Origin of the sequence: Gottfriedia acidiceleris (assembly GCF_023115465.1) — a bacterium.
Taxonomy (GTDB): Bacteria; Bacillota; Bacilli; order Bacillales; family Bacillaceae_G; genus Gottfriedia; species Gottfriedia acidiceleris_B.
In genome coordinates, this window is the sequence record NZ_CP096034.1 from 651,843 (window position 1) to 668,753 (window position 16,911).

A 16,911-nucleotide genomic window follows, 5' to 3' on the forward strand; every position below is an offset into this window, starting at 1 on the left:
AACAAGTTTTGATACCACTAAAAGGGTAATTATGTGATCAAATCAAATCGAAATTAAGCATTGTTTAGCGGGCATAAAGTTTTATTAGTATTATGCAAAATTTTTATTGCGCTTGGGAAATTATTAAAGGATACTAATAAGAGGTTCACTATAACGAACGAAATAAAGAGGGGAAAGAATATTATGATGAAAAAGGGAATTTTATCTTTAGCAACTTTAGGTTTATTAGCTTCACCATTATCTTTCACAACTGCTCATGCAGAAGGAAACAATTATAATTTATTAAAGAAAAGCAGTGAGAGTCACGTTGAAAAGCTGTTTCCGAAAGGTGCAAAGGAGTTTCATACATTTAATAGTTTAAATTTAAACTCACATCTTACTAGCTTTACTAATAAACCATCTATAAATCTATCAAATTATACTACTGAAGCTGATGAGATTGAAGAACTGTACGAAGAAGAAGTAAATGATGATTTTGATGTAGCAAATGATTTACCAATTGGAGCAAATATGTATGGCCAATTGCTTCCTTTGTATGATGAAGACCTTTATAAAATCGTTGTACCTACTGATGGAAAAATTACTTTAGGTGGAACTGCTTTTGGTTCTGAAAATATTATATTAGCAATTGGCATTTATCAAAAAGATTTTGTTGAAGATAATAAACTAGTTTATTTGGGTTACGATTATGATGAAGATACTGATCTTGAACAACAATACTATCAAGCTAAGGCTGGTACATATTATGTAGCTGCATGGGATGATGATAATGATGAATACGACGATAATACCGAAGATGATTATTATGGAGTCTATACATTATTCAATGTTGCACCAAGTAAACCTACTGTAAATAAAGTTGATAATAATGATCTAGTGGTTACAGGTAAGGCCGAAGCCGGTTCTATTGTAACAGTTAAAAACGGTAGTACGGTATTAGGAACTCCTATAAAAGCAACATCTAATGGAACTTATTCAGTTAAGATTCCTGTTCAAAAAGCTGGAGTAACGTTAAGTGTTTATGCTAAAGACTTTGTTGGGAAAACGAGTGTAGCTGGAACAACAAAAGTTGTAGACGTAATTGCGCCTGCAAAACCAGTTGTTAACAGAGTTGATAATAACGATGTAGTTGTAACAGGAAAAGCTGAAGCTGGTTCGACTGTTGCGATTAAAAGAGGGACAACAACACTAGCGACTGTAAAGGCTACATCTACTGGAACGTTTTCAGCGAAAATCGCCGTTCAAGTAGCTGGCACTAAATTAACAGTAACTGCTAAAGATGCTGCAGGAAATATAAGCGTAGCGACTACTGTAACTGTTGTTGATGTAATTCCTCCAGGCAAACCAACAATTAATAAAGTAGATGATAATGATTTAAAAGTTACTGGAAAAGCTGAAAAAGGTTCACTTGTGACAGTTAAGAAAGGTACTACGGTGTTAGGATCAGCAACAACTAACTCTAGTGGGGTTTATTCAGTTAGTATCAAAGCACAGAAAAAAGGAACAGTTATTTCTGTCACTGCAAAAGATAAAGCAGGAAATACTAGTGCTGCTGCAACATATACAGTTGTAAAACATTAATATTTATAAGGAGCCAAGGATTTATTCCTTGGCCCTTTAAATGTAGAGTAGGGCAGTAAAAAAACACAAGGGAAATTAATCTCCTTGTGTTTTTTTAAATTAATTTGCTTTATATTCAGCAGCTTTTAAAAGTAAATCAACTATGTGTACGACTTCCACATGTTCCGATTGATTCTCTCGATCTACACCTAGCTTCATTTGTAATAAGCATCCAGGGTTTGCAGTTACAATTGTAGTAGCTTGTGTTTTTGTTGCTTGTTTCATCTTGTAATCTAGTATTTGCATCGACATTTCGGATTCGACGATATTATAAATACCAGCAGAGCCACAGCAACGATCTGCATCTTTCATTTCGTGATAGTGTACATTTTGAATTGACTTTAATAATGTTCTTGGAGCAGAAGCTGTTTTCATAACATTTCTTAAATGGCATGAATCCTGATACGTAATAATTTGTTCTGGTAAACTTAATTTTACTTTATTATGAAACTCAACTTCTACTAGAATTTCTGATATATCTTTTAGTTTATTTTTAAACGCTAGAGCTCGATCTTTCCAATTTGGATCGTCTTTAAGAAGATGATCATAGTCAATTAGAAAACCACCACAGCCACCTGCATTTGTAATAATATAATCTACACCGAGATTTTCGAAGGCCACAATGTTTTTCTTTGCCATATCTTTCGCAATCGACTTTTCTCCACTATGGCCATGTAATGCACCACAACACGCCTGGTCTTTTGGAATGACAATTTCACAACCAGCTATTTGTAAAAGCTTCATCGTTGCATTATTTGTTTCTAGAAACATTGTATCCATTAAACATCCAGAGAAAAATGCAACTTTCTTTACTTTTTCTTTTAATGGTGGCAAATAGTCAGGGCGTGACTTCATTTGTTTCATAGTCGGTACCTTTGGTAAGACCTTTTCCATTGCAGATAAATTATTTGGAATCAACTTCATAATTCCAGCTTTTCTTGCTACGACTTGAAGGCCTGTTCGTTGATATAAACCTAATAAACCAACTGCAAGTCTCATGCGTTTTTGATGCGGGAAAAGTTCTTTAAATACAACTTTACGAACAGCTCGTGCAGGAAGTGAATGTTTTTTGTGTTGAGCAATAATATCTCTAGCTTCTTCTAGTAGATGACCATATTTCACACCAGAAGGGCAAACAGGCTCACATGCACGACATCCAAGACAAAGTTCAAGTGTACGTTCCACATCTTCATCCGGTTCAATTAATCCATCCGTTACTGCTTTCATTAATGCGATGCGACCACGTGGTGAGTGAGATTCTTTTTGACCTGATTCAATATAAGTTGGACAGCTCGGTAAACAAAAACCACATCTCATACAGTTTAAAAGCTCATCTTCGTTCATACGCTCTTTAAATTGTTGACCGATCGCTTGTTGTTCTTGAAGTGTTGTCATTTTGACACCACCATTCTTTTACGACTGTCTTTTGCAAAGACTTTGCCTGGGTTCATAATATGATTCGGATCTAAAGCTGTTTTGACAGCGAGCATTGCATTAATGCCTGCTTTACCAAGCTTTAATTCAAGGTAAGGAGCTTTTACAATTCCAACACCGTGTTCACCTGTTATTGTGCCACCTAGTTCAATTGCTTTTTCAAATATCTCTGCAAATGCCATTTCAACGCGTTCCATTTCTTCGTGATTACGAGCATCGGTAGGACAAGTAGGGTGTAGATTCCCATCGCCTGCATGGCCGAATGTACAAATTTTTACATTATGTTTTTCAGCAATCACATTAATTGCAGAGACCATTTCAGCAATTTTAGAACGAGGGACAGTTGCATCCTCTAAAATTGTTGTTGGTCTTAATTGTGCAAGAGCTGAAAGAGCAGAGCGTCTAGCCGTGCGTAATGCTACTGCTTCTTCTTCGGACTTGGCTACGCTAACTGAAATACATTTTTCTTTTTGGCAAATTGATTTTATTAATTCGATATCTCTATCAACAACTTCATTTGGACCATCTTGTTCAATTAATAGGACAGCTTTTACATCGGTCGGTAGCCCAATCTGCGCAAAATTTTCAACAACTTCGAGAGTAGGCTGATCCATAAATTCAAGGGAAGTAGGAATAATTTTATTAGCGATAATTTTAGAAACCGTTTTGGCTGCATCTTCCAAACTATCATATAATGCAAGCATTGTTTTTTTCGTTTCTGGCATTGGAATAAGTTTTAATGTAGCCTCGGTAATAATACCTAAAGTTCCTTCAGAACCAACAAATAAACGAGTAAAATCATATCCTGCAACATCTTTTGCTAGCTTTCCACCAGTTCGGATAATATCTCCGTTTGCTAATACAATTTCAAGTGCGATGACATAGTCACGCGTTACACCATATTTTAATCCACGTAATCCACCTGAATTTTCATTAATATTTCCGCCAATTGTAGAAATTTTCATTGAGCTTGGATCTGGTGGATAAAATAAACCTTTTTCTTCGATTGTATTGATCATATCAAGAGTCACTACACCAGGCTGAACTGTAATTGTTAAGTTTTCTTCATCTATCTCAAGAATATTGTTTAAGTGTTTAAATAAGATTACGATACCGCCATCTGTTGGACAAGTACCACCGCATAAATTCGTTCCAGAGCCTCTAGGAACGATTGGAATGTGGTTTTCGTTACAGATTTTAACGATTTCGGATACTTCTTTAGTAGAACGAGGACTAACGACTGCATCCGGAAGAGCTTGCAAATTTGGTGTAGCATCGTAAGAATATACGAGTCTCTCTACTTTTGAGTCATCATAATTTTCTTTTCCAACAATTGCTATAAAACTTTGTGCAATGTCATTTGTAATCATAAATAAATTCCCCCCCATTATCTTAATTCAAGTATAAAGAGTGAATAGATGTATTTACTATAGAGGAACATACAGAAAAAACACCATTTATCGGTGTTTTTTTGTAGAATCATCTAGTAGGTATGTTCCGATATACAATTTAACTAAATCTTGGATATCTTTCGGATTCAATTTCGTTAATTCAGTAATTTTACCTAGGCGATACAGAAGTGTGTTTATATGAATATGTAAAGATTGGGCGGTATTTTTAAGAGATTGATTTTGATTTAAATACTCTTTAATTGTAATAAGTAAATCCTCATCATTTAATAGAGGTGCAATTGTCCTTTCTATAAATGTTTTCTTAATCTCCTGTGAAAGTTCCTGCAGAATTAGATCAATTGTTAAATCTTCATCAAAAATAATTGAACTTGTTTTTAATGCAACTTTTAATGCTCGATCCGCTTGATGATAAGATTTATGTAATTGTTTTGGAGTGACTTGTTGCCCAACGCCTGTAGCAATGGGTGAGTTTAGTCGACTTTTTATGATTTCATATAAATCATGCAATCTTTGTAGTTTATGAGCATCTTTATTCGTATCGTCAACTTTCATCAAAAATACAATTCGATTATTGCCCCAACGAACAAATATGTCATTTTTATTTCGATTCGATAAATCAATTATTAGTTGTCTTGTATCGATTGGGAGCTTATTATTATTTTCCCATTCGAAAATAATAACCTGCCTAATATAATTTAAATCAATATTTAGCATAGTAGAACGTTCATAAAAATAATCATCCCACTCAATATCTTGAATCCAATCAAATACAAATGCTTCTAACGTTCTTTGTTGCAAATCAATTTGAACTGTATAATAGTTTTCTCTAATTAATAATTCTGTCATCCTACGAAGCATTTCTCCAAAAGGGGAAATTTGCTCGGGATTTCCTGTAATGCCAATTACTCCGACTATTTCATTTTGAAAATAAATAGGAAGATTAATTCCAGCCTTCACACCGCTTAAGCGATTTTCATCATCAGATGTGATCGTGAACGTTTTTCGTTCATTAATTGCTATTAATGAGCCTTCATGAAATGTGCCAGTTCGTGCTGGGTCCGTACTTGCTATAATGATGCCATCTGTATTAATAATAATGATATCTTCTTGTATTAACTTTCTTACTTCATTAATGATCTTTAATGCCAACTCATCAAGTACCATGTCAAACTCCCTCAATATTGTTACTATTAGTATAATGTAAAAAGTCTTATTTCTACTATATCGTCTTAAAGTAGTTTGCGAAAAAGTGAAAAAAGTTATGAACTTCGCTTGAATGGGCTAAAAATAGGATATGTGATAAAAAAGTGGTAAAGTGTTAAGAGCAGGAAGTAGGAAAAAAGTACATACATAGGTTAGATAAAGGAGCAAGAGATGAACAATTATAAATTAGTCATTCAATATGATGGTGGCCGTTATAAAGGCTGGCAGAGGCTTGGTAATGGTGAAAATACAATTCAAGGTAAAATCGAAAATGTAATATCAGAAATGGTAGGAAGAGAAGTTGAAATTATTGGAAGTAGTCGAACGGATGCAGGTGTACACGCATTTGAACAGGTTGCTAATTTTAAAATAAAAGAGAACATGCCGGAAATAGAAATTAAAAGTTATTTAAATCGTTATTTACCTAAAGATATTAGTATAAAGGAAGTTTCGATTGAATCTGACCGTTTCCATTCAAGATACAATACTAGTGCAAAAACGTATATATATAAAATTTGGAATGAGGAATATACGAATCCATTTATGCGCAAATACAGTATGCATGTAGAAGAGAAACTAGATCTTAATAAAATAAAGGCTGCAGCCAAGTATTTTTTAGGTGAACATGATTTTACAGCCTTCTCAAATGCCAAATCTAAAAAGAAGTCGATGGTACGAGAAATCTACTCGATTGATTTTGATAAGATAGACGGGTTTATTCAAATAAGAATTAGCGGAAATGGTTTCCTATACAATATGGTAAGAAAAATCGTAGGAACACTAATTGAAGTTGGAGCAGGTAGATTACAGGCTGAAACTATATCGAAAATAATTGAATTAAAGGATCGTGCTCAAGTAAGTAATCTTGCAGATCCGGGTGGGCTATATTTGGAGAAAATAGAATTTAAGTTATAACTTTATAAAAAAAAGCATTGGAATTTATGGATTCTAATGCTTTTTTTATTTTTGTTCGTTAATATTTTTTTTGTTATCACCCACCAAACAAGCTCTTTCTTTAAATAAAATCATAAGGAAAAATCCAATAAGCATTAATATTAATATGAAAAAAACTGAATGATTCCATGATGACTGCTCGCCTTTAATCAGTTGCATCGCTCCAATTACAATTACAGCTCCTAAATTCCCTGCCATTAAAAGTAGTCCTGTTGCTTCACCGGAAACTTTTTCACCAACTAGCTCTTCCGTAGCTGACAATAATAAAGCAAAAGCTGGTAAAAATATGAAGCCAAGGAAACTACCTATTACAACTAGAAAAGTAAAATTCCCTGAAGTACAAACAGGATAGATTAATAGAAGGGAGCCGATTATTGTGACTAATAAAAAGGGCTTTCTTTTACCAACTCTATCTGAAAACAGCGGGATAACTATCGAACCAATAATACCGCCGACTATTAAGGTTCCTCCTATAATTCCGGCTTGTTCTGATGAAATTCCGTACGGTTTTAGGATTTGTTCAAGCCAGGATGTTAGTCCATTAAAGACTCCTAAGCCTAGAAAGGAAACAATGTTTAATAGTAAAAGATTCTTGTTTTTCAATAATTTAAATGTAGTATTAAAACTTCCTGAGGTACTGGAATTTCGATTGAAATCTGAATTTTGTTGACCGATGAAGTAAAAGACGAGTGTTGCAAGTATTGTTAAAATGGCCATGATGACTAATGTCGGTTGGAATCCAAAAAGATCTACAAGAATTGGTGTCCCCGCTAAGGCTACTGCCATACCGACGAACATACCGACTGTGCCGATGCCAGTGGCGGTAGCTTGTTTATTTTTCGGAAACCAATCAACTACTAAACTTGATATTGCATTTAAAATATATGGTTGGCCAATCGCAATTCCTATTTGACCAATAAGTAAAAATGAGAAGCTTGAATCAAAAATTCTAATAATAGAAAAAACGGACATGAAAACGCCACCTAGTAAAATACTAAATCGGTATCCAACTCGATCAATTATTTTACCTGAATGGATAGAAAAAACAATATAAATTAATGGAAATACAATTAATAACCAATTAATATCTAACTCTGAAACGTCATAATGCGATTTTAAATATGAAATGAGAGGTGCAAAATTTAACCAGAGCATTTGACTAATTCCAGCAAGTGCAGCAAACGAAAGTAAGACATACCAGTTCAATGAGAATGGCTTAATAACTTTAGTGGATGTCATTCTAACACTTCCCTAATTTATATTCTAAAAAAAGCGACTTTATAGAATATATGTTAATTTGCTAATTAATAATTACTTGTTCGAAAATTGAATAAGCAATTTTTTACTATTTTCTCAAATGAATAACCCTCTAAAAGTAGTTTACTGAGCTTCTACCTTTAGAGGGTTATTAAAATTAACTATCTATTTATTACTTTCTAGGTAATCTATTGCTTTTTTTAGACGATTTAATCCTTCAATAATTTTAGACTTGGGACATCCAATATTCATACGGATAAATCCTTTACCAGCCTCGCCATATGTCTCTCCGGGCATGATGGCAACTTTTGCATGATTAACAAGTGCATGTTGTAGTTGCTCACTAGAAAAAGGTAGCCCGGTAATATCAATCCATGCTAAATATGTTGATTCTGGTAATGAAAATTTAAGTTTTGGAAGATGATTGTTAAGATAATTTTCTACTGTTCTTAAATTATCATGAGTATACTCGGCTAATTCATCAACCCATTCCTCACAGGTTTTGTAGGCTTCGATGGTCGCAAGTGTCCCAAAAATGCTTGCAGATGAAAGGCCATCTCGATTTTTTAAAGATATAAGAAATTCTTTGTTTATCATTTGGTTTGGTAAAATCAAATATGATCCACCTAGACCAGGAATGTTAAACGTTTTACTTGCAGAGGTACAAATACATACATTCTCCAAATTGATGCTAGTGTTTATAATCGGAATATGGAAATTAGGTTCATATATGATATCCATATGAATTTCATCAGAAATGATAAATACATTATGTTTATTACATAAATCTACAATTCTTTCCAATTCATGCTTTGTCCAAACACGTCCTGAAGGGTTATGCGGACTACATAGCAGAAGAATCTTGGCATACTTGTGAGATAGTTTTTGTTCTAAATCATCAAAATCGATTCGATATTTCCCATTTTCATAGATTAATTGATTGTCAGAAATGAAACGATTGTTATCTTGAATAACTTTAAAAAAGGCATCATAAGCAGGAGTTTGGATCACGACTTGATCACCTTCATTCGTCAAGTATTCAATTATTTTTGAAATTGAATAAATGACACTAGGACTATAAACAATCCAGTCTTCTTTAATATCACAGGAGAATCTCTTACGAAACCAATCTATTATTGATTCTTTAAATTCAGCATGATTCCATCGCGTATAGCCAAATATACCGTGTTTCATTCGCTTTTCTAACGCATGTATTATTTCATCAGGACTTTGAAAGTCAGTATCTGAAATCGAGAATGGTAGTAAATCTGGCACTCCAAATCGATCTTCAATATAGTCCCACTGTGTACAATACGTACCGGTCCGATCAACTACCTGATCAAATTTGTATTTCATTTTGTACAACCCCAATTTATTTAAGATGATAATTTTTCTAATTGTGTTTTAAGAATACCAACCTGTGGACCAATAACGACTTGTAAATTGTGTTCGTCTAATTTTACAACACCAAGTGCACCACAATCCTTTAGAACTTTTTCATTAACAATATTCATATTATCTACAACAAGTCTTAATCTTGTAATGCAGTTATCTAGTGATTGAATATTCTCTTTGCCCCCTAAAGCAGTAAGAATTTTTAATGCTTGGGCATTTGTACCTTTCACCAATGGTTCCTCACTTTGTTGATCATCCATTTTTTCTTCTCTACCAGGAGTTTTTAAATTAAACTTCAAAATTGCATATCTAAAAACTGAATAGTATACGGTAAACCAAATTGTTCCTATTACAGGTACAAGATACCACTTTGTTTTTACTCCTTGTAAAACGCCAAAGATAATAAAGTCTAATATTCCACCATCTGTGTTACCAATTGTTAAATGTAATAAAGCCATTACCATAAAACCTAGTCCCGTTAAAATAACGTGGATGAAATATAAAGGTGGAGAAACGAACAAGAATAGGAATTCGATTGGCTCAGTAATACCAGTTACAAAAGTTGCAATAACACCAGAAATTAATAGACCTTTAATTTTATTACGATTTTCTGGACGGGCAGTGTGATAAATTGCAAGCGCTACTGCAGGTAAACCAAACATGAATGTAGGCATTTTTCCTTGAGATAAGAAAGCTGTCGCTGATGGACTGATCGGGGCTCCAGCTTTTAATTGTGCATAGAAAATATTTAAAGCTCCAGAAACCGTTTGACCATTAACGACTTCAGTACCACCAGCTTCTGTGAAACGAATCATTGCAACTAAAATATGGTGAAGACCGAATGGCAGTAGTAAACGCTCACCGGCACCGAATAAAAATGGTCCAAAAACGCCAGATTTTTGAATTAAACTTCCGATTCCTGTAATGGCAATCGCAAAAATCGGCCAGATCATCGGAATGATAATCCCAACTACTGATAAAGCAAGTGTCGTTATGATTGGAACAAAGCGGGCACCACCAAAAAATGCAAATGCATCTGGAAGTTTAATACTATAAAAGCGGTTGTGTAGTAAATAAACAATGATACCGGCGATGATTCCTCCTAATACACCCATTTCAATTGTTTGTATCCCCATAACCATACCTTGACCAGCTTGGCGCATTTTATCTGCCGCTACTAATTGATTTGTTTCTGTTAAATAAAAATTAATCGATAAGTGCATGATGACGTAGCCAACAAATCCAGAGAAAGCAGCGACACCTTTTTCATATCGTACAAGTCCAAACGGAATTGCCATTGCAAATAAAACTGGTAAGTATGAAAATGCGAATCCACCAATAGTGGACATAAAGCTAAAAATAATTTGGAGTACAGAGTTTCCTAAAAATGGGAAAGTCTCAATTGTTGTCGGACTAGTAAATGAGCTTCCGATTCCTAATATAAGACCCATAAAGGCTAATAATGCTACAGGCACCATAAAGGTCTTACCTAGCCCTTGAAAAAATTCCCATAGTTGTGATTTAACGGACTTCTTCTTTGCCATGTTTTTAGCTCCTTCGTTTTTTTATATGTCTTAAGAATACTCACGGCAAAATCGTTTAACAACAGTTTGAGGTGTTTATGTAAGCGTGTACATTTTTTGTATATTGCTTACTTAAAGTAGATTAAAAGAAAAGAACATAAATAAAAGAGTCAGTAGTGGTCTGGTAATAGACGACTTCTGTCTCTTTTGATTAACTAACATATTTTCATTTCGTTTAAATAAGCAATAATAATGAAATCTAGTACCATACTTAATGGGAATCTTGAAGTCATATCAAGCTCACCAAAGTAAGTGTTTGTAATATAAGCTTGAAGAGATAAAGTCACTTCTTTTTGTAAACGATTTGAGTGGCTTCCAGTTATGGCGATCGTTTTAACGTTCCTATTCTTTAAAATATGGGCAAATTCTAACATATGTAAAGTCTCCCCACTATATGAAACTAGTATGGCCAAATCATTTTCTGTTAAACTATTAGCAGCACTACGTAGCTCGTCCCAATCAGTTCGGGCATTACATAACTTTCCTGCAAACATAAGTTTTCTAGAAGCGTCAACACAAGCGGGAAGTGAGTTACCAACTCCGAATATTTCAACATGTGTGCTTTGGTTTAGATAATTAGCAGCTAGCTTAATCTTTTCTTCATCAATATTTCCCAATGTCTTTTCCATTTCTTCTTTCATTCTCACAATATGTGTATTAAGTAGATAAGAAGTAGAGGATACTGGACTTTGAACTTTATTTGTTTCCATTGAAAGAGTATATTTTAAATCTTGAAACCCACGAAAGCCTAATTGCTGACATGTTCTACTAATTGTTGCCGTAGATACATAAAGCTCTTTTGATAATTCATCAAGATTCAGCTTCGTAATATAATCCGTATTTTTTAAAATATAATCCAATACTTGTTTTTCAAGCTGGCTAAGTTTTTCTCTATTTTGTGATAATCGTTTTAATAGTATTTGCATAAAATTTCACCTACTTTTAGAGAACTAGAAATATACTTTATTATATAGTAAAAATTCTGAATGAAAAGAATTATAGATTGAGGAGCGAGATTGGAGTTATCTCAATTGAGGAAGTGTAGTAGAGATATGTAAAAAAAAGGAAATGAATCCTATTAATAAAGGGTTCATTTCCTTTTTTTATCTATAAATTAAAATTCACCAGTACCGTGATTAAACATCCAATGAATGCCGAATTTATCTGTTAGGCTACCATAAGCTTTACTCCAAAATGTTTCTTGAAGTTCCATTTCTACTTTGCCACCATCACTTAATTTAGTAAAGACAGATCTAAGTTCTTCTAAGTCCTCACTTAAAAAAGATAAATAAATATTATTGCCTTGGTTAAAAGGGAAACCAGGGAATGTATCTGAGAACATAACGTTGCTACCGCTAATGTTCAGTCTAGTATGCATAACTAAATTTTTCGCCTCTTCAGGTAATGGGTATTCTGGATTTGGGGGTGCTTCACCAAAAGTCATAATTTTTGGTGTTTCTGTGTTAAATACAGCCGCATAGAATTCAACTGCTTCACGTGTATTACCATTAAAATTTAAATAAACATCGATTGGCATTTTTTTCACTCCTAATGTTATGTATTAAGACTTTAAAAGCCTACAAATCCATTCTATCCAAATATAGGTAATTTAACAAACAAAGAATTGTAAATTATTTCGAAAATTTCGATTTTTGTTTGAGGTGGGAAATTGTATTAATCTCAGGGACATATTAAAAATGGAAAACGTAATTAAATTCTTGTAATCTAAAACGAGAATTAGCAATTAAAATTGGAGAATCGCAATTAAATATGAAATGGCAATAAAAATAGCAGAATAGCAAATAAACAGTAATAAAAACAAAGGCATAACCCAATAAATACATAAAAATCATCAAAATACTTCCTAGATTAAAGTATTTTTTCTGAAATCTACTCATTGATAAGCTAAAAACAATTTTTACACAAAAATGCTCCATTTTAGATCAACTCACCAATCCTACCATGTTCAGGTGAAAAAAGTAGAAACTTGTCGTAATTATAGTGAAGACAGATTATTCCGACTACTATTAATACGATATTATTACCTATACAAAAAATAATAGACCTCGATTGAAAATGACAAAATGCTTCTTTTATCTAATACAAACGAATATAACCTTCAAATTGTCTCAACCAATTAATACATTTTTCCCGAGTTAATAAACTTTTTTCGAACATCCTCGACTGAATTTGTCAAAATCCTCTTTCTTTCTACTTGAATTCTTTAAGTTTACTTCAAACAGAATATGCCAAAAGTCCGGTTTAATAACCCAATATGAATATAGGGGCAACGTAATTAAAATTAAAATAGTATCGAGTTTCTTAGTAATGCATTAGTCATTAATTAAATCAGTTTTGATTTGAATTTATTTTATTTTAATAGATTCAAAAACATTAAAGTTTACTGTAGAGGAGATTAAAGATGAAAAAGAGAAAAAGCTTTCCTTACAAAGTCCTTGCAACGACAACTTTAGCTTCAATGTTATTTACATCAACTGGATTTGCTGAAGGAACAAATGAAAATCAGGTGCCAGCTCCAAGTTTAGATGAGATTGCAAAGCAGGGTCAAAAGATTTTTGTTGAAGAACAAAAACAAACTGGCGAAAAAGCTGTAGACCCATTTGGCTATAAAGATTTAAATGATGCTCATGCTTATAAACCAAATGACAAAGTCCGTGTAATCGTTGAAGTAGAGCAACCAACAACTTCTGATGATTCTACTCAAACTAAAAAAGTACGCTTTAAAGAAAAGCAAGATCAAGTCATTTCAAAGATATCAAAGGAAAGATCCGTACCTAAAATAAATCAACGCTTTTATGAAGGCTTTAATGGTTTTAGTTTGGAGACAGAATATCGTAACTTAAAAGAAATTCTACAAACACCAGGCGTTACGAATGTACATATTGCAAGAAAGTTTCAATCTTCAATGGGAGCAAGTAAAGAATTAGTACAAGCTCAAAAAGTTTGGCAAAGTTATGGATACCAAGGTGAGGGATTGTTAGTAGCGGTAGTTGATACTGGTATTGACTATACGCATAAAGACATGACAATCACTGAAAAAGGAAAAGCAAAAGAAAAATGGAATCAAGAAAATATTAAAAGTAAACTAGCTGAAACAAGTGTAGGAGAAGTTTGGTACAGTGACAAAGTTCCAACTGGATATGACTGGGCCGATCATGATACAGATGTCATTCCGCATGGTTTGGGAAATGAACATGGCATGCACGTATCAGGAACAATTGGTGCAAACGGTGATGACGCAAATGATGGGGTAGAAGGTATTGCACCAGGCGTACAGTTACTAGCAGAAAAGGTATTCTCTGATACAGCAAATGGGGCGTATGAAGACGACATCATTGCAGGGATTGAGCATGCGGTAACAATGGGAGCAGATGTCATTAATATGAGTTTAGGAACTGATTCAGGATTTGTTAGTGAAGTAGATGATCCGATTCAAAAAGTTATCCGTGAAGCGACTGAGCAAGGTACGCTTGTAGTTGTATCTGGTGGGAATTCTGCTTATAGTACACAAAATAATTTGCTGCAATCTTCTTTAAAACCATATGCCGAAAATCCGGATATTGGTACAGTTGGGGAACCAGGAGTTAGTCCTTTTGCGTTATCTGTGGCTTCATATGAAAATACAAGTATCCATATGAATACGTTAAAAGAAGAAAATGGATTGCAACTTCCATACCAAGATCAATCACAATATAACTTTAATCTATCAAAAGTATTATCACCGCTTGAATCTTATGAATTGGTTTATGTAGGAGAAGGTAAAACTGCCGATTTTAAAAATCTTCCTGATTTAACTGGTAAAATTGTAGTAGCAAAACCAAATGTAAGATATGCTACTTACTCCTATATTCAATCAGAAGCGAAGAAGAAGAACGCAAAAGCAGTAATTCTAGTTCCTGCTGCTGATGATCTTGACTACCCATTAGTTTATTGGAGTCCTTATTTTAATGTACAAGCAGCCACGACAAGTAAAGAGATAGGTAATGCATTAATTTCTAAGTTGAAAAGTGGATATGTTGTAAAAATGAAACCATCTAAAGGGGTGTATGTTGATAACCCGGATAAGAATATGATGTCATATTTTTCTTCATACGGAGCACCACATACATTAGACTTTAAACCCGAAATATCTGCACCAGGAGGAAATATTTATTCTACTGTACCAGGGAATGGCTATGAGGTTATGAGCGGTACATCAATGGCATCTCCACATGTTGCTGGTGGTTCAGCATTAGTTTTACAATCACTTTATGAAAAAGGATTAAAACGTTCAGAGAGTACAGCTTTAAAGGCTAAAATTGCTTTAATGAACACTTCTAAATTAATACAGGATCCTAGTATGAATAATGAAGTACCGTATTCTCCGCGTATTCAAGGATCTGGTTTAATGCAAATTCAAAACTCGATTAAAACGCCTGTACTTGTGACAAGAGAGAAAACGCCACTTGAGCAAGCAGGAGCAGTTGCACTTAAAGAAGTTAACAATAATATTCACTTCAAATTAAATGCAGAAGCGCTTCAAAATCTGAATGTAAAAGATTTAGAGTATCAAGTGTATGTAGATGTATATACAGATGGCAGAGAAACAAAAGAATTTGACCTAGACAATGATGGAAAGTTAGATTCAAAAGAATATTTAACATTAAAAAGTGAGCGTGTACAAGGTGCTACGGCAACTGTAAATGGTGAAACAGTTACAAGCACAGAAGGAAAGACATTAAAAATTAAACCAGGACAAGAAAAAAATCTTGATGTTCAGATTCAACTTCCATCAAGCTTAAAAGATGGTTCATTTGTTGAGGGATACGTACGTTTAGTTCCTTCTGGACAAAATAGCGATTCAGCAGTACCGTTATCAGTACCTTATATGGGGTATTACGGAAAATGGGATCAATCAAAAAATATTGATCCAGCAGCATATGAGAAAGATGCATTCTTAGGTTATACAACACTTTGGAATGATGAAATAGGAGCAGAAGGGGTATTCCCATTAGGTTATGATCCAATCACAGGAAGATTTAATATGGATCGAATTGTAATGTCTCCAAATACTCCATTGAAAGAAGTATACCCATCATTTACAGTACTTCGTAACTTAGCTAAAACAGAAATGTACGTAGAAAATGATAAAGGTGAATTACTTCAATACTTAGGTGATTTTAGTGAATACACTGGTAAGCCATGGAAATTCCGTAAAAACATTATGTCTTTTAGAGACTATTTGAATACTGGATATGGTTGGGATTTAAAAGATCAAAATGGACAAGTAGTGAAGGATGGCGTATACAACTATGTAATCAAAACAACGCTTGATTATAATGGTGCGAAGCCACAAATCGTAAAACTTCCATTGCATATTGACTCAGTTGCTCCAGTTGTTTCGGATATAAAAGTAACACCTAAAGATGGCCAATACGAAATCTCATTCAAAGCGAATGATGTTGGAAGTGGTTATAATGGTGCAATTGTCTGGTATAACGGTAAATATAAGTCACTACCACAAGGAGCAACATCTACTCTAGTAAAAGAAGAGCCAAAGAGCGTTGTAGTATTAGGAGCGGACTATGCACTAAACCAAAGTTATACAGTTTGGGGTGATCCTTCTTATATTAACGAGGGAATGCTTGTTAGTTACTTCAGTGTATCTCCAAATAAAAATGTAAATGCAAAAACACCAGCAGGAATCAATGCTTTTGCAAATAACAATGTAAATTGGAAAATTTATATTAAAGATGTAAATGGAAATATAATTGATTCAATGGATGTACTAGATAAAAATGAAATCCATTTAAAATGGACTCCAGAAGCAAATGTTCCAAATGGTACGTATACAGTATCTGCTGATGTATCTAGTAAAGATGGATTTAAAGTATCAGTAGCACCAAAAACAATTACAGTACAACAATAAATAATCAAAAAGTAAAAGTGTAGGGAATATTTTTTCCTACACTTTTTATTTTAACAAGAATTTTAAATGTAGAAAGAACTAAAAAAACAACTTTAATTTGGTTATTAATATGATTTTATAAACA

General features: G+C 33.6%; 11 protein-coding genes. 3 read left to right on the forward strand and 8 right to left on the reverse strand.

Going from position 1 to position 16,911, the window contains the following annotated elements; all coding sequences use genetic code 11:
• Positions 1-183 precede the first annotated feature (183 nt).
• On the forward strand, positions 184-1,581 hold the full coding sequence (locus MY490_RS03035; protein WP_248267943.1) for an Ig-like domain-containing protein: 1,398 nt from the start codon (positions 184-186) through the stop codon (positions 1,579-1,581).
• A 99-nt stretch (positions 1,582-1,680) separates the two neighbouring features.
• On the opposite strand, the gene MY490_RS03040 is transcribed toward MY490_RS03035, so the two are convergent.
• From MY490_RS03040 to MY490_RS03050, 3 genes are all read right to left on the reverse strand, one after another.
• Entirely contained in the window at positions 1,681-3,015 is a 1,335-nt protein-coding gene (locus MY490_RS03040) for a (Fe-S)-binding protein (RefSeq protein ID WP_248267944.1), read from the reverse strand.
• On the reverse strand, positions 3,012-4,424 hold the full coding sequence (gene glcD / locus MY490_RS03045) for a glycolate oxidase subunit GlcD (RefSeq protein ID WP_248267945.1): 1,413 nt from the start codon (positions 4,422-4,424) through the stop codon (positions 3,012-3,014). The genes MY490_RS03040 and glcD overlap by 4 nt, the downstream gene beginning before the upstream one ends.
• A gap of 87 nt (positions 4,425-4,511) precedes the next feature.
• On the reverse strand, positions 4,512-5,630 hold the full coding sequence (locus tag MY490_RS03050) for a CdaR family transcriptional regulator (protein WP_248267946.1): 1,119 nt from the start codon (positions 5,628-5,630) through the stop codon (positions 4,512-4,514).
• 210 nt (positions 5,631-5,840) lie between these two features.
• Between MY490_RS03050 and truA the strand changes: the two genes are divergently transcribed.
• Entirely contained in the window at positions 5,841-6,584 is a 744-nt protein-coding gene (gene truA, locus MY490_RS03055; RefSeq protein WP_248267947.1) for a tRNA pseudouridine(38-40) synthase TruA, read from the forward strand.
• Between the two features lie 45 nt (positions 6,585-6,629).
• On the opposite strand, the gene MY490_RS03060 is transcribed toward truA, so the two are convergent.
• The 5 genes from MY490_RS03060 to MY490_RS03080 all read right to left on the reverse strand — a co-directional run bounded on the left by MY490_RS03060 (position 6,630) and on the right by MY490_RS03080 (position 12,395).
• Positions 6,630-7,862, reverse strand: a complete 1,233-nt coding sequence (locus MY490_RS03060; protein ID WP_248267948.1) for an MFS transporter — start codon at positions 7,860-7,862, stop codon at positions 6,630-6,632.
• 183 nt (positions 7,863-8,045) lie between these two features.
• A complete protein-coding gene (locus tag MY490_RS03065) occupies positions 8,046-9,236 on the reverse strand; it encodes a MalY/PatB family protein (protein ID WP_248267949.1) in 1,191 nt (396 codons plus the stop codon).
• A gap of 20 nt (positions 9,237-9,256) precedes the next feature.
• Positions 9,257-10,819 (reverse strand): maltose/glucose-specific PTS transporter subunit IIBC, encoded by a 1,563-nt coding sequence (gene malX, locus MY490_RS03070; RefSeq protein WP_248267950.1) that lies wholly within the window; start codon positions 10,817-10,819, stop codon positions 9,257-9,259.
• 194 nt (positions 10,820-11,013) lie between these two features.
• Positions 11,014-11,784, reverse strand: a complete 771-nt coding sequence (locus MY490_RS03075) for a MurR/RpiR family transcriptional regulator (protein ID WP_248267951.1) — start codon at positions 11,782-11,784, stop codon at positions 11,014-11,016.
• A gap of 188 nt (positions 11,785-11,972) precedes the next feature.
• Positions 11,973-12,395, reverse strand: coding sequence for a VOC family protein (locus MY490_RS03080; RefSeq protein ID WP_098428016.1), 423 nt, complete (start codon positions 12,393-12,395; stop codon positions 11,973-11,975).
• A gap of 885 nt (positions 12,396-13,280) precedes the next feature.
• Here MY490_RS03080 and MY490_RS22045 point away from each other — a divergent pair.
• The gene (locus MY490_RS22045) at positions 13,281-16,787 is read left to right on the forward strand and encodes a S8 family serine peptidase (protein ID WP_282439834.1); all 3,507 of its coding nucleotides are present in this window, start codon (positions 13,281-13,283) and stop codon (positions 16,785-16,787) included.
• The last annotated feature ends 124 nt before the right edge of the window (positions 16,788-16,911 follow it).

Coding starts and splice junctions, on each gene's coding strand:
- MY490_RS03040 (WP_248267944.1), bottom strand. CDS start 3,015: ATGACAACACTTCAAGAACAACAAGCGATCGGTCAACAATTTAAAGAG.
- MY490_RS03075 (WP_248267951.1), bottom strand. CDS start 11,784: ATGCAAATACTATTAAAACGATTATCACAAAATAGAGAAAAACTTAGC.
- MY490_RS03065 (WP_248267949.1), bottom strand. CDS start 9,236: ATGAAATACAAATTTGATCAGGTAGTTGATCGGACCGGTACGTATTGT.
- MY490_RS03080 (WP_098428016.1), bottom strand. CDS start 12,395: ATGCCAATCGATGTTTATTTAAATTTTAATGGTAATACACGTGAAGCA.
- MY490_RS22045 (WP_282439834.1), top strand. CDS start 13,281: ATGAAAAAGAGAAAAAGCTTTCCTTACAAAGTCCTTGCAACGACAACT.
- truA (WP_248267947.1), top strand. CDS start 5,841: ATGAACAATTATAAATTAGTCATTCAATATGATGGTGGCCGTTATAAA.
- MY490_RS03035 (WP_248267943.1), top strand. CDS start 184: ATGATGAAAAAGGGAATTTTATCTTTAGCAACTTTAGGTTTATTAGCT.
- MY490_RS03050 (WP_248267946.1), bottom strand. CDS start 5,630: ATGGTACTTGATGAGTTGGCATTAAAGATCATTAATGAAGTAAGAAAG.
- malX (WP_248267950.1), bottom strand. CDS start 10,819: ATGGCAAAGAAGAAGTCCGTTAAATCACAACTATGGGAATTTTTTCAA.
- glcD (WP_248267945.1), bottom strand. CDS start 4,424: ATGATTACAAATGACATTGCACAAAGTTTTATAGCAATTGTTGGAAAA.
- MY490_RS03060 (WP_248267948.1), bottom strand. CDS start 7,862: ATGACATCCACTAAAGTTATTAAGCCATTCTCATTGAACTGGTATGTC.